Origin of the sequence: Escherichia sp. MOD1-EC7011 (genome assembly GCF_002965005.1) — a bacterium.
In the GTDB taxonomy this organism is placed as follows: Bacteria; Pseudomonadota; Gammaproteobacteria; order Enterobacterales; family Enterobacteriaceae; genus Escherichia; species Escherichia ruysiae.
The window spans coordinates 23872-46535 of sequence record NZ_PTRD01000046.1 but is presented as its reverse complement, the minus strand read 5'-3'; the positions used below and the strand labels follow the sequence as shown (position 1 = coordinate 46535).

The following is a 22664-nucleotide window of genomic DNA, read 5'->3' as shown; positions in this document are numbered from 1 at the left end:
AGGCGCAAATTGCGTTTCTAAATATTACGTATACAGAGGAGCCTATTATAAAAATCATTGCTCACAAAAATATGTTTCGTTTCACAGTTCTATCATTTACGTAATCGATTGCGTTCACGTTTACACATATTCGGGCGGGGATTGTACTGACTTTCACCCTTGTTGCAAACTTTTACTATCAATCCGGGTGATGTAAGCGGAGTAACAAAATAATAGGGGAAGATGTTGCGGGACGCACAAAACACCCCGCCAAACGTTTATTGCATAACAGGCTGAATGTCGTGAATGCGTACAAAGCCTAATTGTTCAGGCGTGATGCCATTTAACTGTAGTGGGATGTCAACATCGCTGGGCGCGAGGAGACTTGCTGGTGCATTAATCAATTGATTCTGCACATTGATTTCCTGAAAGTTATCTATTGTTCCCTGAATTTGTCCATATTCAACGGTTCCGCTGAATGCGGGTAAAGGGTCATTGGATTCGCCCTGAATCCGTAAGGTCAGCGTAGTGCCCTCTGCATTTGGCGCAATATCCATAAGCGACATTCGTAAGGTGCCGAGCTGGCTTTCCAGACGTGCGGCTGTTTTCGAGCCCGGCAGAAGGTAAACCCCACTGCTGGATTTTTCATTCAGCCTGTTTTGCTGAGTGATTTTGACGGTTTCTTTATTGAGCTGCGTCATCTCTTTATTCAGCGTGCTGACGCTTTGTTTCATCTGGCGTACTTCGCTTTGCTGTACGCAGGCGCTTAAGCTGAACAGGCTTCCCAGCAGGAATAGTCGAATAACTTTAGTGTTCATAGGTCGTCCCTTTCTTGTCGCAATTAGCTTAATAGTAGAGCGTAAAAGCAGCGAAAACATCGCTCCTTTATCTCAAAAGCGTTGCGCCTTTGTTGTATCGTCAGTTCAGGGTAAAATAGGTTTCTGTTAACCACCTGGTCAGGACGCCGTATGCATTGCCCATTCTGTTTCGCCGTGGACACTAAGGTTATTGACTCTCGTCTCGTAGGCGAGGGTTCATCTGTACGCCGCCGTCGGCAGTGTCTGGTGTGTAATGAACGTTTCACCACTTTTGAGGTGGCGGAACTGGTTATGCCGCGCGTTGTAAAAAGCAACGACGTGCGTGAACCGTTTAATGAAGAGAAATTGCGCAGCGGAATGTTGCGGGCGCTGGAAAAACGTCCGGTAAGTTCCGATGACGTCGAAATGGCGATCAACCATATAAAGTCACAGCTACGTGCCACCGGTGAGCGTGAAGTGCCGAGCAAGATGATTGGCAATCTGGTGATGGAACAATTGAAAAAACTCGATAAAGTCGCCTATATCCGTTTTGCCTCTGTCTATCGCAGTTTCGAAGATATCAAAGAATTTGGCGAAGAGATCGCGCGCCTGGAGGATTAAACCGTGCAGGACGAGTATTACATGGCGCGGGCGCTAAAGCTGGCGCAACGAGGACGTTTCACTACTCACCCAAACCCAAATGTTGGGTGTGTCATTGTGAAAGATGGTGAAATTGTCGGCGAAGGTTACCATCACCGTGCGGGTGAACCACATGCCGAAGTACACGCGTTGCGTATGGCGGGTGAAAAAGCCAAAGGTGCGACCGCCTATGTCACACTCGAACCTTGCAGTCATCATGGTCGAACGCCGCCGTGCTGTGACGCACTCATCGCCGCTGGCGTAGCGCGCGTGGTCGCTGCGATGCAGGATCCGAACCCGCAGGTCGCTGGACGTGGACTTTACCGTCTGCAACAGGCTGGCATTGACGTCAGCCACGGGCTGATGATGAGTGAAGCCGAGCAATTGAATAAAGGCTTTCTCAAGCGGATGCGCACTGGCTTTCCTTATATCCAGTTAAAACTTGGCGCATCGCTTGATGGTCGCACGGCGATGGCGAGCGGTGAGAGCCAGTGGATCACTTCGCCTCAGGCGCGGCGCGATGTACAACGTCTGCGTGCGCAAAGTCATGCCATTTTAACCAGTAGCGCCACGGTGCTGGCGGACGATCCGGCCTTAACGGTGCGTTGGTCTGAACTGGATGAACAAACTCAGGCGCTCTATCCGCAACAAAATCTCCGCCAGCCGGTACGCATCGTCATTGACAGTCAGAATCGCGTGACGCCGGAACACCGCATCGTGCAGCAGCCAGGCGAGACCTGGTTTGCCCGAACGCAGGATGACACCCGCGAGTGGCCGGAAACAGTGCGCACTTTGCTGATCCCGGAACATAAAGGTCATCTGGATTTGGTTGTGCTGATGATGCAACTGGGCAAGCAACAAATTAATAGTGTGTGGGTAGAGGCGGGGTCAACGCTCGCTGGCGCACTGCTGCAGGCGGGTTTAGTCGATGAGCTGATTGTCTATATCGCACCTAAACTTTTAGGTAGCGACGCCCGTGGATTATGTACGCTGCCAGGGCTTGAGAAATTAGCTGACGCCCCCCAATTTAAATTCAAAGAGATACGTCATGTAGGCCCGGATGTTTGCCTGCATTTAGTGGGTGCATGATCTCCCGGCTCGAAAGGGAAGCAGCGCACGAAATATTATGCTAAAATCCGCCCCCCTGCGGGGCCATACTCGAACCCGAAGGAAAAAAATGAACATTATTGAAGCTAACGTTGCTACCCCGGACGCTCGCGTCGCCATCACCATTGCGCGTTTCAACAACTTTATCAATGACAGCCTGCTGGAAGGTGCGATTGACGCACTGAAACGTATTGGTCAGGTAAAAGATGAAAACATTACCGTTGTTTGGGTGCCAGGTGCCTATGAGCTGCCGCTGGCGGCTGGTGCACTGGCTAAAACTGGTAAATACGATGCGGTGATCGCGCTGGGTACGGTTATTCGTGGTGGCACTGCCCACTTTGAATACGTCGCTGGTGGTGCAAGCAACGGCCTGGCGCATGTTGCCCAGGACAGCGAAATTCCGGTTGCTTTTGGGGTTCTGACCACTGAAAGCATTGAACAAGCGATCGAACGTGCTGGCACCAAAGCTGGTAACAAAGGTGCAGAAGCTGCACTGACCGCGCTTGAAATGATTAATGTATTGAAAGCCATCAAGGCCTGAAATTAGTAAGGGGAAATCCGTGAAACCTGCTGCTCGTCGCCGCGCTCGTGAGTGTGCCGTCCAGGCGCTCTACTCCTGGCAGTTGTCCCAGAACGACATCGCTGATGTTGAATACCAGTTCCTGGCTGAACAGGATGTAAAAGACGTTGACGTCCTGTACTTCCGTGAGCTACTGGCCGGGGTGGCGACTAACACCGCATACCTCGACGGACTGATGAAGCCATATCTTTCGCGCCTGCTGGAAGAGCTGGGCCAGGTAGAAAAAGCAGTACTACGCATTGCGCTGTACGAGCTGTCTAAACGTAGCGATGTGCCGTATAAAGTGGCCATTAACGAAGCGATCGAACTGGCGAAATCGTTCGGCGCAGAAGACAGCCATAAGTTCGTCAACGGCGTACTCGATAAAGCAGCACCTGTGATTCGCCCTAACAAAAAGTGATATCCAGGCCGGCAGAGTAACGGAAAGCATTTCCGTACTCTCCGGCCTTTTCTTTTTTACCTGCTGAGGCATAACGTATGGCATGTGGCGAGTTCTCCCTGATTGCCCGTTATTTTGACCGTGTAAGAAGCTCTCGTCTTGATGTCGAACTTGGCATCGGTGACGATTGTGCACTTCTCAATATCCCCGAGAAACAGACCCTGGCGATCAGTACTGATACGCTGGTGGCGGGCAACCACTTCCTCCCTGATATCGATCCTGCGGATCTGGCGTATAAAGCACTGGCAGTAAACTTAAGCGATCTGGCGGCGATGGGCGCTGATCCGGCCTGGTTGACGCTGGCATTGACTTTACCGAACGTAGACGAAGCGTGGCTTGAATCTTTCAGCGACAGTCTTTTCGATCTGCTTAATTATTACGATATGCAACTCATTGGCGGCGATACCACGCGTGGACCGCTGGCGATGACGTTGGGTATCCACGGCTTTGTTCCGATGGGTCGAGCCTTAACGCGCTCTGGTGCTAAGCCGGGCGACTGGATTTACGTGACCGGTACGCCGGGCGATAGCGCCGCCGGGCTGGCGATTTTGCAAAATCGTTTGCAAGTTGCCGATGCTAAAGATGCGGAGTATTTAATCAAACGTCATCTCCGTCCGTCGCCGCGTATTTTACAGGGGCAGGCATTGCGCGATCTGGCGAGTTCAGCCATCGATCTCTCTGACGGTCTGATCTCCGACCTCGGCCATATCGTGAAAGCCAGCGACTGCGGCGCACGTATTGACCTGGCATTGCTGCCGTTTTCTGATGCGCTTTCTCACCATGTTGAACCTGAACAGGCGTTGCGCTGGGCGCTCTCTGGCGGTGAAGATTACGAGTTGTGTTTCACTGTGCCGGAACTGAACCGTGGCGCGCTGGATGTGGCTCTCGGACACCTGGGCGTACCGTTTACCTGTATCGGGCAAATGACCGCCGATATCGAAGGGCTTTGTTTTATTCGTGACGGCGAACCTGTCACGTTAGACTGGAAAGGATATGACCATTTTGCCACGCCATAAAGATGTCGCGAAAAGTCGCCTGAAGATGAGTAATCCGTGGCATTTGCTTGCTGTCGGATTCGGAAGTGGATTAAGCCCGATCGTTCCTGGGACGATGGGCTCGCTGGCGGCGATTCCGTTCTGGTATCTGATGACCTTTTTGCCCTGGCAGCTCTATTCGCTGGTGGTGATGCTGGGGATCTGTATCGGTGTCTATCTTTGCCATCAGACGGCGAAAGATATGGGCGTGCACGATCACGGCAGTATCGTCTGGGACGAATTTATTGGCATGTGGATCACCCTGATGGCGCTGCCGACCAATGACTGGCAGTGGGTTGCCGCCGGGTTTGTGATTTTCCGTATTCTGGATATGTGGAAACCGTGGCCGATCCGCTGGTTTGATCGCAATGTGCATGGCGGCATGGGGATCATGATCGATGATATTGTCGCTGGGGTGATTTCTGCTGGAATACTCTATTTTATCGGCCATCACTGGCCGATGGGTATTCTGTCGTAGGCTGAATAAGGCGTTCACGCCGCATCCGGCGGTTGCGCACCGATGCCTGATACGACGTGAACGCCTTATCAGGCCTGGATATCTATTTAAATCCTACTATCGGATGGGGTTTATACGGCGTTTCCAGTTCGGCAATCTGCTCTGGTTTTAGCGTGATATCCACCGCGTTCAGCAACTCATCAAGCTGTTCTTCCCGCGAAGTTCCGATAATCGGCGCGGCAATGCCCGGTTTGCTCAATAGCCACGCCAGCGCCACTTGTGCTCGCGTAGCCCCCAATTCTTCACTCACGCCCGTTAATCGTTCTGCAATCTGCGCGTCATTTTCGTCGCTTTCGTTGTAGAGATTTTTTCCTACTTCATCGGAAACTAATCGTGCGGTGGTTTCTCCCCACGGACGAGTCAGACGTCCCCGCGCCAGCGGGCTCCACGGGATCACCGCGACGCCCTCCTGATAACATAGCGGCAGCATCTCGCGTTCTTCTTCGCGATAAATCAGATTGTAGTGATCCTGCATACTGACAAACTGCGCCCAGCCGTGCTGTTTTTGCAGCTCCAGAGCCTGAGCAAACTGCGAGGCGTGCATGGATGACGCACCGATATAACGCGCTTTCCCGGCTTTTACCACATCGTTCAGGGCTTCAAGAGTCTCTTCGATAGGCGTGTTGTAATCCCAGCGATGAATTTGCAGGATATCAACATAATCCATGCCGAGACGGCGCAGGCTGTCGTCAATAGAGCGCAGAATTTGTGCGCGGGATAATCCTTCTGGCAAATCACCGACACGATGGAATACTTTGGTGGCAACGACCACGTCTTCACGGCGGGCGAAATCCCGTAGTGCGCGACCGACTATCTCTTCGCTGCTGCCGTCAGAATAACTGTTGGCGGTATCAAAGAAATTTATGCCGCCTTCCAGCGCACGTTTGATGATTGGACGGCTGCTCTCTTCCGGCAGTGTCCATGCGTGATTACCGCGATCTGGCTCGCCAAAGGTCATACAGCCAAGGCAAAGTCGGGAAACGCGAAGGTCGGTTTTTCCTAAGGGGTTGTATTGCATGCTGCCACTCCTGCCATGAATAATTTCTTAAGCATAGCAGGAGTGGAGTAGGGATTATGCCAGCCAGGCCTTGATTTTGGCTTCCATTCCGGCGGCATCGAGGCCGAGCTCGGCGCGCATTTCTTCCTGAGTTCCTTGCGGAATAAAGAAGTCCGGCAGGCCAATGTTCAGTACCGGCACCGGTTTACGATGAGCCATCAGCACTTCGTTCACGCCACTGCCCGCGCCGCCCATAATGGCGTTTTCTTCAACGGTGACCAGCGCCTCATGGCTGGCGGCCATTTCCAGAATTAACGCTTCATCAAGCGGCTTCACAAAACGCATATCGACCAGCGTAGCGTTCAGCGATTCGGCGACTTTCGCCGCTTCTGGCATTAGCGTACCAAAGTTGAGGATCGCTAGCTTTTCACCACGACGCTTCACGATGCCTTTGCCAATCGGCAGTTTTTCCAGCGGCGTCAGCTCCACGCCGACGGCATTGCCGCGCGGGTAGCGCACCGCTGACGGCCCCTCGTTATAGTGATAGCCGGTATGGAGCATTTGGCGACATTCGTTTTCATCGCTCGGGGTCATAATGACCATTTCCGGAATGCAGCGCAGGTAAGAGAGATCAAACGCGCCCTGATGGGTTTGACCGTCAGCACCAACAATGCCCGCGCGGTCGATGGCGAACAGAACCGGTAGCTTTTGAATCGCCACGTCATGCAGTACCTGATCATAGGCGCGTTGCAGGAAGGTGGAGTAGATCGCCACGATTGGTTTGTACCCCCCAATCGCCAGACCCGCAGCAAAGGTCACTGCGTGTTGCTCAGCGATTGCCACATCAAAATAGCGATCCGGGAATTTACGTGAGAATTCGACCATGCCAGAACCTTCACGCATCGCCGGAGTAATCGCCATCAGCTTGTTGTCTTTCGCTGCGGTTTCGCACAACCAGTCGCCAAAGATTTTTGAATAGCTCGGCAAACCGCCGCTACTTTTCGGCAAACAACCGCTGGAGGGATCAAATTTAGGCACGGCGTGGAAGGTGATAGGGTCTTTTTCTGCCGGTTCATAACCACGACCTTTTTTAGTCATGATATGCAGGAACTGTGGGCCTTTCAGGTCGCGCATGTTCTTAAGCGTAGTGATAAGCCCCAGCACATCGTGACCGTCCACCGGGCCGATGTAGTTAAAGCCCAGCTCTTCAAACAACGTGCCAGGCACCACCATGCCTTTAATATGTTCTTCGGTACGTTTGAGCAGTTCTTTAATTGGCGGAACGCCGGAGAAAACTTTTTTCCCGCCTTCGCGCAGTGAAGAGTAAAGCTTACCAGAAAGGAGCTGCGCCAGATGGTTGTTGAGCGCGCCGACATTTTCGGAAATCGACATTTCATTGTCGTTGAGGACCACCAGCATGTCAGGACGGATATCACCCGCATGGTTCATTGCTTCAAACGCCATGCCAGCAGTAATCGCGCCGTCGCCAATGACACAGACGGTGCGGCGATTTTTGCCTTCTTTCTCGGCAGCAACCGCAATACCAATTCCGGCACTGATGGAGGTTGATGAATGCCCGACGCTTAATACGTCATATTCGCTTTCGCCGCGCCACGGGAACGGATGCAGGCCGCCTTTCTGACGGATGGTGCCGATTTTGTCGCGGCGTCCGGTCAAAATTTTATGCGGATAAGCCTGATGCCCCACATCCCAAATCAATTGGTCAAAAGGAGTGTTGTAGACATAGTGCAGCGCCACGGTCAGTTCGACCGTGCCCAGCCCGGAGGCGAAGTGCCCGCTGGAACGGCTCACGCTGTCGAGTAAATAGCGGCGCAGTTCGTCGCAGAGTTTCGGTAAACTCTCTTTTGGCAACAGTCGTAACTCCTGGGTGGAGTCGACCAGTGCCAGGGTCGGGTATTTGGCAATATCAAAACTCATCAGGGGCCTATTAATACTTATTGTTTATTTATTACGCTGGATGATGTAGTCCGCTAGCGCTTCCAGTGCCGAGGTATCGAGTGACTGTTCAGCCAGTTGTTTCAGCGACTGACGGGCATCGTCGATCAGATCCCGGGCTTTCTTCCGGGCTTGCTCAAGACCCAGAAGTGCAGGGTAGGTACTTTTGCCAAGTTGCTGGTCGGCGCCCTGGCGTTTACCCAACGTTGCAGTATCTCCCACCACATCCAGGATGTCATCCTGAACCTGGAAGGCAAGGCCGATGCTCTCTGCATACTTGTCGAGTATAGGCAGTGCATTTCGTCCTTTATCTCCGGCGCTTAATGCACCAAGGCGAACGGCGGCGCGAATCAATGCGCCGGTTTTATGGCGATGAATACGCTCAAGCGCCTCCAGAGGTATGTGTTTGCCTTCTGCGTCTAAATCTAATGCCTGACCGCCGCACATTCCGGCAATACCGCTGGCATTTGCCAGTTCAGAAATCATCGCAATTCTGTCGCGATCTGATACTTCCGGCATATCGGCATCGCTTAAAATCGAAAACGCCAGCGTTTGTAAAGCATCGCCAGCAAGAATTGCGTTTGCTTCGCCAAACTTCACATGACAGGTCGGCAACCCGCGACGCAGATCGTCATCATCCATTGCCGGTAAATCATCATGAATTAATGAGTAAGCGTGGATACACTCTACGGCGGCAGCGGGTGCGTCTAACGTGCTCATGCTAACGCCGAGCATTTGACCAGTAGCATAAACCAGGAACGGTCGCAGGCGCTTACCACCTAATAATGCGCCATACTGCATGGTTTCTACCACGGGAGTGTTCTGAAAGGGCAGTGGGGCGATAAAACGGCTCAGCGCCTGGTTGGCCTGCTTAACACAGGCTTCGAGTTGCTGCGGAAAGTCCATTACTCATTGTCCGGTGTAAAAGGTGTAGGAGAGGCGTCTTCGTTGTCAGACAGCAGGATTTGTACGCGCTGTTCGGCTTGTTGTAATTTGGCCTGCCCTTGACGTGCCAGCTGCACGCCACGTTCGAACTCGTTCAGTGCCTCTTCCAGCGGCAGGTCGCCACTTTCCAGACGGGTCACAATCTGTTCCAGCTCGCTTAGCGCCTTTTCAAAGCTGGCGGGCGCCTCATTTTTCTTCGGCATAATGAATGTCTGACTCTCAATATTTTACGCCCCGCCATGGTAACGGACTCAGGGCAAATAGCAAATAACGCGCAATGGTAAGGTGATGTGCGCAGCAAAGCGATGTTAGTGGTATACTTCCGCGCCTGGATGCAGCCGCAGGTGTGGGCTGCTGTATTTTTCCCTATACAAGTCGCTTAAGACTTGCCAACGAACCATTGCCGCCATGAAGTTTATCATTAAATTGTTCCCGGAAATCACCATCAAGAGCCAATCTGTGCGCTTGCGCTTTATAAAAATCCTTACCGGGAATATTCGTAACGTTTTAAAGCACTATGATGAGACGCTCGCTGTCGTCCGCCACTGGGATAACATCGAAGTTCGCGCAAAAGATGAAAATCAGCGTCTGGTCATTCGCGATGCCCTGACCCGTATTCCGGGTATCCACCATATTCTCGAAGTCGAAGACGTGCCGTTTACTGACATGCACGATATTTTTGAGAAAGCGTTGGTTCAGTATCGCGATCAGCTGGAAGGTAAAACCTTCTGTGTACGCGTGAAGCGCCGTGGCAAACATGATTTTAGCTCGATTGATGTGGAACGTTACGTCGGTGGCGGTTTGAATCAACATATTGAATCCGCACGCGTGAAGCTGACCAATCCGGATGTGACTGTCCATCTGGAAGTGGAAGACGATCGTCTCCTGCTGATTAAAGGCCGCTACGAAGGTATTGGCGGTTTCCCGATCGGCACCCAGGAAGATGTGCTGTCGCTCATTTCCGGTGGTTTCGACTCCGGTGTTTCCAGTTATATGTTGATGCGTCGCGGCTGCCGCGTGCATTACTGCTTCTTTAACCTTGGCGGCGCGGCGCATGAAATCGGCGTGCGTCAGGTGGCGCATTATCTGTGGAACCGCTTTGGCAGCTCCCACCGCGTGCGTTTTGTCGCTATTAATTTCGAACCGGTCGTCGGGGAAATTCTCGAGAAAATCGACGACGGTCAGATGGGCGTTATCCTCAAACGTATGATGGTACGTGCCGCGTCTAAAGTGGCTGAACGTTACGGCGTACAGGCGCTGGTCACCGGCGAAGCACTGGGCCAGGTGTCCAGCCAGACCCTGACCAATCTGCGTTTAATTGATAATGTCTCCGATACGCTGATCCTGCGTCCGCTGATCTCTTACGACAAAGAGCACATCATCAACCTGGCTCGCCAGATTGGCACCGAAGACTTTGCTCGCACGATGCCGGAATATTGTGGCGTGATCTCCAAAAGCCCGACGGTGAAAGCGGTTAAATCGAAGATTGAAGCGGAAGAAGAGAAGTTCGATTTCAGCATTCTCGATAAAGTGGTTGAGGAAGCGAATAACGTTGATATCCGCGAAATCGCCCAGCAGACCGAGCAGGAAGTGGTGGAAGTGGAAACCGTCAATGGCTTCGGCCCGAACGACGTGATCCTCGATATCCGTTCTATCGATGAACAGGAAGATAAACCACTGAAAGTCGAAGGGATTGATGTGGTTTCTCTACCGTTCTATAAACTGAGCACCAAATTTGGCGATCTCGACCAGAACAAAACCTGGCTATTGTGGTGTGAGCGCGGGGTGATGAGCCGTCTGCAGGCGCTCTATCTGCGCGAGCAGGGCTTTAACAATGTGAAGGTGTATCGCCCGTAATTTGTGGTTTTTACGTCGCATCTGGTCAGATGCGACGTTTGCCGCATCCGACACTACTCGTAATAATTATAAATCCCTGCCGCCATCACCAGTTGTGATGCCACCTCATGGGCTTTCTCGCGCCCAACCAGCAGGTCAATAATTTTCAGACCAAAATCAATAGCCGTGCCCGGTCCCTGACTGGTCAACAGTTTTACCCGTGCATCCCAGACGACGCGCTTGTCCTGCCATTGTTCAGCGGGAATTTTGTCTTTCAGCGTTGGGAAACCGGTCATGTTGCCAATCGGGAAGATATCGTGCGGCACCAGCACGATAGCTGGTGTGGCGCAAATAGCGGCAACGATACGCCCGGAACGGTGGAACTGTTTAACAGTTTCGACCAGCAGGGTGCTATCGCGAAAACACTCCGCGCCTTTAATGCCGCCAGGCAGCACGATCACGTCATATTCGCCATCCGCCACTTCGACCAGCGGCGCATCCGCCAGCAGCTTCACGCCGCGCGAGCAGGTAATCGCCAGGTTGCCATCGCTGGCGACGCTGGCAGTGGTGACATTAATACCACCGCGAACCAACAGGTCGATGGTGGTGACCGCTTCAGTCTCTTCACTACCAGGGGCGAGGCAGACCAGTGCCGATGCGCTCATATTCACTCTCCTTTCTTTTTACCATTTCAAACAGGCGGGTGTTTTCCGGTACAGCAATCCCATGCGCGCGGGCGCGGCGTAAGAGAAAACCATTGATATAGTCGATTTCTGTATGGCGCATTGCGCGGATGTCCTGCAACATCGACGAAATGTTTTCTGCTGTGGCATCAATCACCTGCATCACGTAATCACGTAAATCTTCCGCTGAAGTATGATGCCCTTCGCGTTCGATCACCGCCGCGACTTCTTCGCATATCTGCATAATCTCTTGCGGGTGATGACGTAATTCACCGTTCGGGCAATTCCAGATGGCAGTGAGCGGATTAATCACACAGTTTACCGCCAGCTTGCGCCACAGCTCGGCGCGAATATTGTTATGCCAGGCAACGTCAGGCAACACGGTTTGCAAAATATCCGCCAGATAACTGTAATCACCGTCCTGTTGCCGTGCCGGGCCGATATGTGTGATACCGTTTGCCACGTGAATGATGACGTTGCCGTCGCGGCGCGCTGCATGGGTGGTCGTGCCCATCAGTAACGGTTGCCCGATGTTCTGTAACTCTTCAATGGTGCCCATGCCGTTGTGGATCAGCAGAATTGGCGTGGTTACAGGTAGCGTCGTCGCCAGGCTTTTGACGGCATCAGATACCTGCCAGGCTTTCAGCGTCACCAGGAGTAGATCGCTGGTGGCCAGAAAATCAGGATCATTGGCGGTCAGCGATTCGTTAAATATCGAACCGTCTGTCTCCACCAGATTCACGCTACAATAAGGTTGCGGTACGCGCAGCCAGCCCTGAACCTCGTGACCTTGTTTGCAAAATGCTGTAAGCCATAATTGCCCTAAGGCACCGCATCCCAATACGGTAATTTTCATTGTTCCTCCTCACCCGCAACCACACCGGGTGTTCAATAAGGCTATCCCTTAATTGTGCATGGTGTTGTGACTATGCACAATTAAGGGATACGTCCTGGCGCAGGACTGTCTGTTATTTAACTTTGCAGGTATTATGCTTCGCATCAAAAATGAAGGGAGAGAAAAAGATGCCATCTTTCGATATTGTCTCTGAAGTTGATCTTCAGGAAGCGCGTAACGCGGTCGATAACGCGAGTCGCGAAGTAGAGTCTCGTTTTGACTTCCGTAACGTTGAAGCGTCGTTTGAGCTGAACGACGCTAACAAAACTATCAAAGTGCTGAGTGAGTCCGATTTCCAGGTCAATCAGTTGCTGGATATTCTGCGTGCCAAACTGCTGAAACGCGGCATTGAAGGCAGTTCGCTGGATGTACCGGAAAATATCGTTCATAGCGGTAAAACCTGGTTTGTGGAAGCGAAGCTGAAGCAGGGCATTGAGAGTGCGACCCAGAAGAAAATCGTCAAGATGATCAAAGACAGCAAACTGAAAGTGCAGGCGCAAATTCAGGGCGATGAGATCCGTGTGACCGGTAAATCCCGTGATGATTTGCAGGCTGTTATGGCGATGGTACGCGGTGGCGATCTCGGCCAGCCGTTCCAGTTCAAAAACTTCCGCGATTAATCTCGATAACGTGCGCTCTGTTCATGCCGGATGCGGCATGATCGCCTTAACTGGCCTGCAAAAGTTTGTGATTTCAAAAGATTACAGCAACTTTGTAGGCCTGATAAGCGTAGCGCATCAGGCAATTTAGCCTCGTTTTTATGCCTGGCGAATTGCCTGTTCAACCTCAAAGCGATTCGTCACTTTGCTGTCGATTTTCACGTAAGCCGAATGTTCTTCTTCTGCAATCAACACTTCTTTGACGCCAGCCGTTTCCAGTAAGCGAACTTTTAACAAATCATTTGCGGCAACTTCAGCCGGGATTTCAATGCGCAAGCTGCTGACATACGGCGGTTCTTTCATCGTACTGGCGACCGCCAGCCACACCGCCGCCAGTATTGCACCTGCCAGAAAAACCCCCTGACCGTCAAACATGCCGTCAATCCAGCCGCCCAGAGAACCGCCAATCGCCACGCCAAGAAACTGGCTGGTGGAGTAAACACCCATCGCCGTGCCTTTGTAACCTGCTGGCGACTCTTTACTGATAAGTGAAGGCAGGAGGGCTTCCATCAGGTTAAACGCCACAAAGAAAAGCTGCACGCCGACCACTAACTGCCAGAACTGCGTTTGTGCGTTCCACAACACGATTTCCGCAATGACGATCAGCCCGACGCAGAAGATAAAGACCTGTTTCATTTTGCGCTTAACTTCGGCGTAGATAATGAAAGGCACAACCGAGCCAAAGGCGATTAACATCGTCGCCAGATAGACCTTCCAGTGTTCAGCTGCCGGAAAACCCGCGCCAGCCAGTTGCTCTGGCAGGGCAACAAACGTCGACATCAGCAACATGTGCAGACACATAATGCCGAAGTTGAGTTTCAGCAGGCGTGGTTCCGCCAGCACTTTACTGAAACTGCCTTTCACCATCCCGGACTCACGATTAAGTACGTGCGTGCGGCTGTTAGGCACAACCCAAATGGTCAACGCAATGCCGGTCGTTGCCAGAATAGCGATCATCCAGAACAGCGCATGTAGCCCAAGTTTGTGAGTGATGATCGGACCAAGCACCATCGCAATGGCGAAGGTAATGCCAAAACTGACGCCGATAAATGCCATCGCTTTGGTACGGTTTTGTTCGCGAGTCAGATCAGAAAGTAGCGCCATAACGGCTGCGGCTATGGCGCCAGAACCTTGTAACGCACGACCCAGAATGATCCCCCAGATGGAGTCGGAAAGCGCGGCAATCACGCTACCCGCGACGAACACAGCTAACCCGCCAACGATAAGCGGTTTGCGGCCTATGCGGTCGGAAAGCAGGCCAAATGGAATCTGAAAAACGGCCTGAGTCAGACCATAAATGCCAATCGCAATCCCGATCAACGCTTCACTGGCGCCTTGCAGAGCCATGCCGTACGTGGTCAGAACCGGCAGAACCATAAACATGCCCAGCATACGCAATGAAAATACGGTTCCTAAACCCCAGGTCGCGCGCCGCTCGCCTGGCGTCATTTTATAATCGTTCATTACCACCTCTGTTTTAAATTCGCGACTAGTGTAAAGCGGCAAACGAATGGGGTAAACATGCGGATTTTTTAGTAAATATTTCGTGAGGGATATGTTTCTAATGCTAAGAAAAAAGGTGCCGTAGCACCTTTTTTAACAGGGAAGTCGCAGTTACCAAACGCCAGCCAGCAGCGTATGCGAGTCTGGCACCATAAAATCAACTGACATCATTACCGAGAGGGCAGTGATGGCGATGATAGAGAAGCCGAATAGCTTGCGCGCCCAGATTCGGTCATCAGCAACTTTATAACCACGCAGGGCCATACCTAACCACCAGACGCTGACTGCCGCAGCGACCACCAGATATTTGTATCCAGCGTAACCGCCAAGAGAGAGCATTAGCGTGGCAACAGCAAAGGCGATGATATACAGCGTGATGTGATTCTTCGCCACTGAAATGCCTTTCACCACCGGCAGTACCGGAATGTTCGCCGCCTGATAATCCTTGAAGCGGAAAATGGCGATGGCATAAGAGTGGGGCATTTGCCACAGGCTGAAGATAGCCAGCAGGATTGCAGCGCCGCTATCGAAGTCGCCTGTCACCGCACAGTAGCCGATCACCGGCGGCGCAGCGCCGGAAAGCGAACCAATCAACGTGCCGTAGACAGAGTGGCGTTTCATGTACAGGCTATAAACGCCGACATACACCACAAAGCCCATCACCCCCAGCCAGCAGGCCAGCGGATTCGCGCCAAACCACAGCAGCATAAAGCCAGCAATACCCAGCAAGGTGGCGTACACCAGCGAGACAGCAGGAGAGATCAGGCCTTTAACCAGCACCCGATTCTTCGTCCTTTCCATCTTTCTGTCGATATCCCTGTCGATGTAGTTGTTAAACACACAACCCGACGCCACAACCAGTGACACCCCAACCAGCGTGTAGATAAACAGGGGATAATCAATGCTGCCCTTTGAGGCCAGCAGGAATCCCCCAATCACCGAGATCAGGTTGCCAAAGATGATGCCTGGTTTCGTTACTTGCAGGTATTGCTTAAACATCATAACCGCCGCTCTTAGTGCATCATCATGTTGTAGTTGAGGTTCCACATGATCCAGATGGAGCCTACAACCAGAATCGCGATGATTAGCACGGTGAAGACAAACGCCGTCATGTTCCAGCCTTCATCTGATTTAGTATTCATGTGCAGGAAGCACACCAGATGCACCAGAACCTGTACCACTGCCATTGCCAGGATTGTTCCCAGAATTACGGCCGGAGAGGCAGAACCTGACATCACCATCCAGAACGGAATCACCGTCAGAATGATCGACAGGATAAAGCCTGTCATATAGGTTTTTACGCTGCCATGGGATGCGCCGCCGCTCACGTTAGAATGACTCATTACATCGCCCCCATCAGATAAACAACAGTGAACACACAGATCCACACCACATCCAGGAAGTGCCAGAACAGGCTCAGACACATGATGCGGGTACGGTTAGTGCTGGTCAGGCCACGACGGGCGATTTGCACCATCAGCACCGCCATCCAGATAAGACCGGAAGTGACGTGCAGACCGTGTGTCCCGACCAGCGCAAAGAACGCTGACAGGAAGCCGCTGCGATCCGGACCCATGTCGTTAACAATCAGATGATGGAATTCATAGAGTTCCATCCCGATAAATCCGGCACCAAACAACCAGGTCAACGCCAGCCAGGAGATAACCTGGCTTTTGTTGTTTTTGTACATGGCGATAGCCGCCATGCCGTAGGTGATGGAGCTGAACAACAGCAAGAAGGTTTCAACCAGAACGAACGGCAGTTCGAAAATGTCCTTACCTGTCGGGCCGCCTGCGGTGCCGTTCACCAGAACGGCATAGGTAGCAAACAAGATGGAGAACAGAATGCAGTCGCTCATCAGGTAGATCCAGAATCCGAAGATTTTGGTTCCGCCTGCATCGTGGTGCCCGTGTTCGTGCGCGTGGGCAGTCGCGTGCGTCAAAGTATCAGTTGCCATTTTTCAGCCCTGCCTTAGTAATCTCATCGAAATGCTGGTTTTCCAGTTTTTCGATTTCTGCCACCGGCACGTAGTAATCCACGTCCTCGTCGAAGCTTTTCACGATCCAGGTGATGATCATGCCTGCGAAGCCAACAATCGCCAGCCACCAGATATGCCAGATCATGGCGAAACCGAAGATGGTGGAGAAAGCCGCAATGACAATACCGGCGCCGCTGTTTTTCGGCATATGAATTTCTTCATAGTGGTCAGGCTTTTTGTACGCTTCGCCTTTCTCTTTCATTTCCCAGAATGCATCACGCTCGTGAACGTGCGGCACAACGGCAAAGTTATAGAACGGAGGCGGGGAAGAGGTTGCCCACTCCAGCGTACGGCCACCCCACGGGTCGCCAGTCAGATCACGGTTCTGGTCGCGGTCGCGAATAGAAACGTACATCTGAATCACGAGGCAGAGAATACCCAGCGCAATCAGTACCGCACCGCTGGCTGCAATCATCAGCATAGTGTGGAACTGCGGGTCAATCTGCTGGCTCAAACGACGGGTCATACCCATAAAGCCCAGCGCATACAGCGGCATAAAGGCAACGAAGAAGCCGATGATCCAGAACCAGAACGCGCGTTTACCCCAGGTTTCGTTCAGTTTGAAACCGAACGCTTTAGGCCACCAGTAGGTCATCCCTGCGAAGCAGCCGAAGACCACGCCGCCGATGATCACGTTATGGAAGTGCGCAATCAGGAACAGGCTGTTATGCAGAACGAAGTCCGCGCCCGGTACTGCCAGCAGCACGCCAGTCATACCGCCCACCGAGAAGGTGACGATAAAACCGATGGTCCACAGCATCGCGGAATGGAACACGATGCGACCCTGATACATGGTGAACAGCCAGTTGAAGATCTTCACCCCGGTCGGGATGGCGATAATCATTGTGGTGATACCAAAGAAGGCGTTTACGTTCGCGCCCGCACCCATCGTAAAGAAGTGGTGCAGCCAGACGATGAACGACAGCACGGTGATACAGACGGTTGCCCATACCAGCGAGGTATAACCAAACAGACGTTTACGCGAGAAGGTTGCCGCAATTTCGGAGAACACACCGAAAACAGGCAGGATCAGGATGTAAACTTCCGGATGTCCCCATGCCCAAATCAGGTTGATGTACATCATCATGTTGCCACCCATATCGTTGGTAAAGAAATGGGTGCCCAGATAGCGATCCAAGGTCAACAACGCGACGGTAACCGTCAGAATTGGGAAGGAAGCAATAATCAGAATGTTTGCGCACAGTGATGCCCAGGTAAATACTGGCATCTTGAACATGGTCATGCCCGGTGCGCGCATCTTCAGAATGGTAACGAAGAAGTTGATACCAGTTAGCGTCGTACCAATACCGGATAGCTGGAGACTCCATATCCAGTAATCGACACCGACCCCCGGACTGTACTCTATTCCCGATAGCGGTGGATAGGCCAGCCAGCCGGTCTGCGCAAACTCGCCCACGCCGAGAGAAACGTTAACCAGAATCACACCAACAACGGTAAACCAGAAGCTTAAGTTGTTGAGGAACGGGAACGCAACGTCACGCGCGCCGATCTGCAGCGGAACCACCAGGTTCATCAGACCGATAACGAAAGGCATCGCCACGAAGAAGATCATAATCACGCCGTGCGCGGTGAAGATCTGATCGTAGTGGTGAGGCGGCAGGAAGCCCGCTTCGCCCGCTGAGGCAAGAGCCTGCTGGCTACGCATCATAATGGCGTCAGCAAAACCACGCAGCAGCATCACAATTGCCACGATGATATACATGATACCAAGGCGTTTATGGTCGACGGAGGTCAGCCACTCTTTCCACAGGTAGGTCCACTTACCGAAGTAAGTGATCAGGCCAACGAGCGCCAGACCTCCCAAAATAATGGCAGCGATCGTAACCATGACGATAGGTTCATGGAACGGGACTGCATCAAGTGATAATTTTCCGAACATCTTTATTCTTCCTCAACCCCTTTAATGGGCGGATTCCGCGTGGCTCATGTCCATGCCTTCCATACCTTCGTGTGCGCTGTGCTCACCTTCTGGCTGGGTCATGTCCATGCTCTTACCGTGAGCCATAAACTTGTTAATCACATCGGCAAACAAATCTGGTTTCACGTTGGAGAAATATTCCACCTGGTTGTATTCGCTAGGCGCGGCCAGTTTTTCGAACGCAGCCATGTCAGACATGGTGTTCGGCGACTGTTTGGCTTTTGCGACCCATTGGTCGAATGCGGCACGATCCGGTGTTGCGATAGCTTTGAACTTCATACCTGAGAAGCCCGGGCCGCTGTAGCTGGCGGAGATACCGTCATAAGTACCGGGTTCGTTGGCGATCAGATGCAGGCGAGTCTGCATACCGGCCATGGCATAAATCTGGCTACCCAGACGCGGAATAAAGAAGGAGTTCATCACGGAGTTGGAGGTCACTTTGAAGTACACCGGAGTGTTCGCCGGGAAAGCGATTTCATTCACGGTTGCAATGCCCTGTTCCGGGTAGATGAAGAACCATTTCCAGTCCATGGAAACCACTTCGATGGTAATGGGCTTCTCGTCGTGTGCCAGCGGCTTGCTAGGCTCAAGAGCGTGAGTGGTTTTCCAGGTTAGTACCGCAAGGAAGATGATGATTAAGATAGGCACCGTCCAGACCACAGCTTCCACTTTATTGGAGTGTGACCAGTTCGGGCTGTACTTAGCATCTTTATTGCTCGCACGGTACTTCCAGGCGAAACCAACAGCCATCAAGATTGCGGGAATAACGACAATCAACATCAGGCCAAATGCCGTCAGTATCAGTGAACGTTGCTCCAGACCAATCTGTCCTTTGGGATCTAACAGCGCAGAATTACAACCACTGAGCAATACAGTGCCTGCAAATAATGACAACCATCCCAAACTTTTATTGTATTTCCTGAGTCTCATTTAACGACCTCAATTCCACGGGATCTGGTGGCGTTTAAAGTGTGTGGGCATTTTACGGGAAGGTTACATTACTGTAAACATGATTAAATTCCTGTTACTTGGATTTGGCTGTCAGGTCACATGTGTTGCAAAACATATCAGGTTGATTTTAAGAAGGTGTTACAAAAGGGCGTTATAACGAAAGGGGACTACAGAAGGGGGTGGGGATGGCAATTGGTATAACCAATCTCAAAATAAAACAATTATTTAACAAATAATCATCATTGAGGTGACAAATCAGGCGTAGGGAAATAAAGAGTCATTAGCTGAATCGTGTAAAAAAATAAAACATATAGATTCAGTCAATAATTTTAGAAATCTAAGCCGCACAAAAGAACAAATATTATTAAGCGATGCTGATGTTTATTTAGCCGTAATAATTACGCCGGGTGATTACTACAGCTAAATTATATTCACAGATTACGTCAGATGCGTTTTTCGTAGCGCCAGATAATCCAGAAAACCACCAAGCACGACGCCGCCCAGGGCGACTAAAACGCCGACTTCCGACAGCGCAGGCAGGAAAGAGAAGTGGGTCAAATCCAGCGCGTCCATTGTCAACAGCAGTAACCACACGGCTAACAGACCGACGCCCGCCGCCAGTGTCCACATGGCAAAAGCATAACCTGACGGATATTCGGTACGTGGGATAAAGTTGTCGTTGACCCGTGTATATTCAAGCGTCTGGCGACAAACCAGCAGCAAAATAAGCCCTGGTACAGCGGCCGCAACAGAGAACAGATAAAACGTCGGCCAGCCGTGTGATTCAACAAACCAGCCCGCCACGGGGCCGACATATACCCGTCCGACAGCGGAAAGCGCCGAGAGCAGGGCAAACTGAGTAGCGGAAAATGACTTATTACACAGCGTCATTAACAGCGCCACAAATGCCGATGTGCCCATCCCGCCACACAGGTTTTCGAAAAAGACGGCTGCGCCCATGCTGTAGAGATGCTTATCAGTCACCGAAAGCAGCCAGTAACCGGCGTTGGACGCACCTTGTAAAAGGCCGAAAATCAGTAGTGCACGGAACAGCGAAAGACGCTGCATCAGAATACCACCGTACAACGCGCCGACGATGGTCGCCAGCAGACCGAGCGTTTTGTTAACCACGCCCACTTCACCGGCATCAAACCCGACGCCGCGAATCAAAAAGGTGGTAGTCAGACTCATGGCGAAAGCATCGCCCAGCTTATACAGCACGATTAAAAGCAGAATCAGCCATGCGTTATTGCGACCGAAGAAATCACGTAACGGTGCTACAACGGCTTGTTCTAGTGTTTTGGGAACAGGAATAGTGTCGGTTGGTTCTGGCGCAAGCAACGTTGCGATAATACAGGGGATCAGCAGAGCCGCCATCAACCAGTACATGCCTTGCCAGCCCAGCCATTTATCTGCCAGCCATAAGGCTAAACCACCAGAAACCAGCATCCCTAAACGGTAACCCAGCACGCTGATTGCTGCACCTGCGCCACGTTCTTCCGCAGGAAGCACATCCGTTTTCCATGCATCAAAGACGATATCCTGAGAAGCGGAGCAAAAAGCGATAACCACCGCCAGTGCCGCCATCCAACGAAGTTGAGTACCCGGTTCGAGAAACCCCATCGCCGCAATCGCCAGTAACAGCAACGCTTGCGTAGCGAGCAGCCAGCCGCGTCGACGTCCGAAGAACGGCGGGGTATAGCGGTCCATCAGCGGCGACCAGAGGAATTTAAAGACGTATGCCTGACCCACCAGAGAGAAGAAACCAATGGTTTTAAGATCGATATTCTCGACGGTCATCCACGCCTGTAAGGTGCCGGATGTCAGGGCGAGCGGCAGCCCGGAAGCAAAACCCAGGATCAGCAAAATAGCTGAACGTGGCTGTTGGAAAATACGTAAATATTGACTGGACATGGGCGTCTACAGGCCCGATTTACACCGGGCCAGAGGGCAGAAATTAACGTGCGTTCTGCTTGATAAATTCGTGGATGCTGGTGTCCTGAGACATATCAGCAATGGTGTCGGTCAGCACACTGTTAACCGCATCGGCGATGTTTTTGTTGGAGGCCTGGAATGCACCTTCAACGTTGTAGCTGGCACGATAGTTTTTAGTCATTTTGTTGCCATTCTGCGCGGTGGCAATGATGGCGATATCTGCTTTAGTAGCAATGTTGTAGCGCACGTTGCCCTGGGACACGTCGGCATACAGTTGGCTAACGATGATTTGCAGATTAACCGGGCCATTCGGGCCAACCATATAACCGCGAGCGGTCATCTGTTTTTCCAGCACTTCTTGCAGCAGGAAACGCAGATCGCGGGAAGCGGTCAGGGTAACGATTTGATTATCGCGGGTGACTTTTGCCAGCGCCTGATCGGTACGCTGATCGGCACCATTAATGCTAACGGTGATGCCCATCAGACTTGGATCTTGCTGTGGCAGCGTCATCGTCGGAGAAACTTCAATGGTTGTTGGCGGTTTTGCACATCCTGCAAGCATAAACAGAGCAACTAACGGGAAGAGGATTTTTTTGAACATGTTCTGGCTCTCAGAGACTTTTTAGCGTGTTTGGTAAAGATTCCCGCCATCATAACATCGCCAACGACGAGGGGAAGTGGGTAAGACATGTAAATTCATTATGTTGACGAAATAATCGCCTTGGGTAAAAGAAACACCGATGTGAAGCCGGTGAATCAATCTTTAAATCAGTAAACTTCATACGCTTGACAGAAAAAATAGGATGAAAGCTAATTATTTGTTGTTAAGCTGTAATGGAAACGGTTAAAGCGGCTAGTATTTAAAGGGATGGGTGACATCTCAGTGTTGTCGGAGGAGATATTTCATGATGATACGTGAGCGGATAGAAGAAAAATTAAGGACGGCGTTCCAACCCGTATTCCTCGAAGTTGTGGATGAAAGCTATCGTCACAATGTCCCAGCCGGCTCTGAAAGCCATTTTAAAGTTGTGCTGGTCAGCGATCGTTTTATGGGTGAACGTTTTCTGAATCGTCATCGAATGATTTACAGTACTTTAGCGGAGGAACTCTCTACTACCGTTCATGCGCTGGCTCTGCATACTTATACCATTAAAGAGTGGGAAGGATTGCAGGATACCATCTTTGCTTCTCCTCCCTGTCGTGGAGCTGGAAGCATTGCCTAAACGCATTTGCAA

24 protein-coding genes are annotated in these 22664 nt (G+C 51.7%); 9 read left to right on the top strand and 15 right to left on the bottom strand.

What is annotated here, in order from left to right:
- Positions 1–257: 257 nt before the first annotated feature.
- Positions 258–797: a DUF3251 domain-containing protein gene (locus A7098_RS20325; RefSeq protein ID WP_032224750.1), complete on the bottom strand. Its 540-nt coding sequence runs from the start codon at positions 795–797 to the stop codon at positions 258–260.
- A gap of 150 nt (positions 798–947) precedes the next feature.
- Between A7098_RS20325 and nrdR the strand changes: the two genes are divergently transcribed.
- From nrdR to pgpA, 6 genes are all read left to right on the top strand, one after another.
- Positions 948–1397: a transcriptional regulator NrdR gene (gene nrdR / locus A7098_RS20320; protein ID WP_000543535.1), complete on the top strand. Its 450-nt coding sequence runs from the start codon at positions 948–950 to the stop codon at positions 1395–1397.
- 3 nt (positions 1398–1400) lie between these two features.
- Positions 1401–2504 (top strand): bifunctional diaminohydroxyphosphoribosylaminopyrimidine deaminase/5-amino-6-(5-phosphoribosylamino)uracil reductase RibD, encoded by a 1104-nt coding sequence (gene ribD, locus A7098_RS20315; protein WP_105281358.1) that lies wholly within the window; start codon positions 1401–1403, stop codon positions 2502–2504.
- Positions 2505–2592: 88 nt separating this feature from the next.
- Positions 2593–3063: a 6,7-dimethyl-8-ribityllumazine synthase gene (gene ribE / locus A7098_RS20310; protein ID WP_001021161.1), complete on the top strand. Its 471-nt coding sequence runs from the start codon at positions 2593–2595 to the stop codon at positions 3061–3063.
- A gap of 19 nt (positions 3064–3082) precedes the next feature.
- A complete protein-coding gene (gene nusB / locus A7098_RS20305) occupies positions 3083–3502 on the top strand; it encodes a transcription antitermination factor NusB (RefSeq protein ID WP_000801125.1) in 420 nt (139 codons plus the stop codon).
- A 77-nt stretch (positions 3503–3579) separates the two neighbouring features.
- On the top strand, positions 3580–4557 hold the full coding sequence (thiL, locus tag A7098_RS20300; protein WP_105281357.1) for a thiamine-phosphate kinase: 978 nt from the start codon (positions 3580–3582) through the stop codon (positions 4555–4557).
- A complete protein-coding gene (gene pgpA, locus A7098_RS20295; RefSeq protein WP_000154045.1) occupies positions 4535–5053 on the top strand; it encodes a phosphatidylglycerophosphatase A in 519 nt (172 codons plus the stop codon). The genes thiL and pgpA overlap by 23 nt, the downstream gene beginning before the upstream one ends.
- An 82-nt stretch (positions 5054–5135) precedes the next feature.
- Here the strand turns inward: pgpA and yajO are convergent, their stop codons facing one another.
- From yajO to xseB, 4 genes are read right to left on the bottom strand one after another with little or no spacing between them, the layout of a single operon-like run.
- Positions 5136–6110 carry a 1-deoxyxylulose-5-phosphate synthase YajO gene (gene yajO, locus A7098_RS20290; RefSeq protein ID WP_001199803.1) on the bottom strand — a complete coding sequence of 325 codons (975 nt, stop codon included), beginning with the start codon at positions 6108–6110 and terminating at the stop codon, positions 5136–5138.
- 54 nt (positions 6111–6164) lie between these two features.
- Complete coding sequence (gene dxs / locus A7098_RS20285) at positions 6165–8027, bottom strand: 1-deoxy-D-xylulose-5-phosphate synthase (RefSeq protein WP_000006803.1); 1863 nt, start codon at positions 8025–8027, stop codon at positions 6165–6167.
- A gap of 24 nt (positions 8028–8051) precedes the next feature.
- Positions 8052–8951: a (2E,6E)-farnesyl diphosphate synthase gene (ispA, locus tag A7098_RS20280; protein WP_000347245.1), complete on the bottom strand. Its 900-nt coding sequence runs from the start codon at positions 8949–8951 to the stop codon at positions 8052–8054.
- Entirely contained in the window at positions 8951–9193 is a 243-nt protein-coding gene (gene xseB, locus A7098_RS20275; RefSeq protein ID WP_001124936.1) for an exodeoxyribonuclease VII small subunit, read from the bottom strand. The genes ispA and xseB overlap by 1 nt, the downstream gene beginning before the upstream one ends.
- 205 nt (positions 9194–9398) lie before the next feature.
- Between xseB and thiI the strand changes: the two genes are divergently transcribed.
- Positions 9399–10847 carry a tRNA uracil 4-sulfurtransferase ThiI gene (gene thiI, locus A7098_RS20270; protein WP_105281356.1) on the top strand — a complete coding sequence of 483 codons (1449 nt, stop codon included), beginning with the start codon at positions 9399–9401 and terminating at the stop codon, positions 10845–10847.
- 53 nt (positions 10848–10900) lie between these two features.
- On the opposite strand, the gene yajL is transcribed toward thiI, so the two are convergent.
- Together yajL and panE are read right to left on the bottom strand one after the other, a co-directional pair.
- The gene (yajL, locus tag A7098_RS20265; protein ID WP_001276330.1) at positions 10901–11491 is read right to left on the bottom strand and encodes a protein deglycase YajL; all 591 of its coding nucleotides are present in this window, start codon (positions 11489–11491) and stop codon (positions 10901–10903) included.
- On the bottom strand, positions 11454–12365 hold the full coding sequence (panE, locus tag A7098_RS20260; protein ID WP_105281355.1) for a 2-dehydropantoate 2-reductase: 912 nt from the start codon (positions 12363–12365) through the stop codon (positions 11454–11456). Before panE ends, yajL begins: the two co-directional genes overlap by 38 nt.
- Before the next feature lie 167 nt (positions 12366–12532).
- Between panE and yajQ the strand changes: the two genes are divergently transcribed.
- The gene (gene yajQ, locus A7098_RS20255) at positions 12533–13024 is read left to right on the top strand and encodes a nucleotide binding protein YajQ (RefSeq protein WP_001138897.1); all 492 of its coding nucleotides are present in this window, start codon (positions 12533–12535) and stop codon (positions 13022–13024) included.
- A gap of 138 nt (positions 13025–13162) precedes the next feature.
- Here yajQ and A7098_RS20250 read toward each other — a convergent pair whose 3' ends face one another.
- The 8 genes from A7098_RS20250 to A7098_RS20215 all read right to left on the bottom strand — a co-directional run bounded on the left by A7098_RS20250 (position 13163) and on the right by A7098_RS20215 (position 22030).
- The gene (locus A7098_RS20250; protein ID WP_105281354.1) at positions 13163–14527 is read right to left on the bottom strand and encodes an MFS transporter; all 1365 of its coding nucleotides are present in this window, start codon (positions 14525–14527) and stop codon (positions 13163–13165) included.
- 150 nt (positions 14528–14677) lie between these two features.
- The gene (gene cyoE / locus A7098_RS20245; RefSeq protein WP_000971334.1) at positions 14678–15568 is read right to left on the bottom strand and encodes a heme o synthase; all 891 of its coding nucleotides are present in this window, start codon (positions 15566–15568) and stop codon (positions 14678–14680) included.
- Between the two features lie 11 nt (positions 15569–15579).
- Positions 15580–15909, bottom strand: coding sequence for a cytochrome o ubiquinol oxidase subunit IV (locus tag A7098_RS20240; protein WP_000019801.1), 330 nt, complete (start codon positions 15907–15909; stop codon positions 15580–15582).
- Entirely contained in the window at positions 15909–16523 is a 615-nt protein-coding gene (locus A7098_RS20235) for a cytochrome o ubiquinol oxidase subunit III (RefSeq protein ID WP_000179822.1), read from the bottom strand. Before A7098_RS20235 ends, A7098_RS20240 begins: the two co-directional genes overlap by 1 nt.
- A complete protein-coding gene (cyoB, locus tag A7098_RS20230; protein ID WP_000467154.1) occupies positions 16513–18504 on the bottom strand; it encodes a cytochrome o ubiquinol oxidase subunit I in 1992 nt (663 codons plus the stop codon). Before cyoB ends, A7098_RS20235 begins: the two co-directional genes overlap by 11 nt.
- Positions 18505–18525: 21 nt before the next feature.
- Positions 18526–19473: a cytochrome o ubiquinol oxidase subunit II gene (gene cyoA / locus A7098_RS20225; RefSeq protein WP_001239436.1), complete on the bottom strand. Its 948-nt coding sequence runs from the start codon at positions 19471–19473 to the stop codon at positions 18526–18528.
- Positions 19474–19932: 459 nt separating this feature from the next.
- Positions 19933–21408 (bottom strand): muropeptide MFS transporter AmpG, encoded by a 1476-nt coding sequence (gene ampG / locus A7098_RS20220; RefSeq protein WP_105281353.1) that lies wholly within the window; start codon positions 21406–21408, stop codon positions 19933–19935.
- 43 nt (positions 21409–21451) lie between these two features.
- Positions 21452–22030: a lipoprotein gene (locus tag A7098_RS20215; protein WP_000473500.1), complete on the bottom strand. Its 579-nt coding sequence runs from the start codon at positions 22028–22030 to the stop codon at positions 21452–21454.
- Positions 22031–22334: 304 nt separating this feature from the next.
- Here A7098_RS20215 and bolA point away from each other — a divergent pair, with 304 nt between their 5' ends.
- Positions 22335–22652, top strand: coding sequence for a transcriptional regulator BolA (gene bolA / locus A7098_RS20205; protein ID WP_000973458.1), 318 nt, complete (start codon positions 22335–22337; stop codon positions 22650–22652).
- Positions 22653–22664 lie beyond the last annotated feature (12 nt).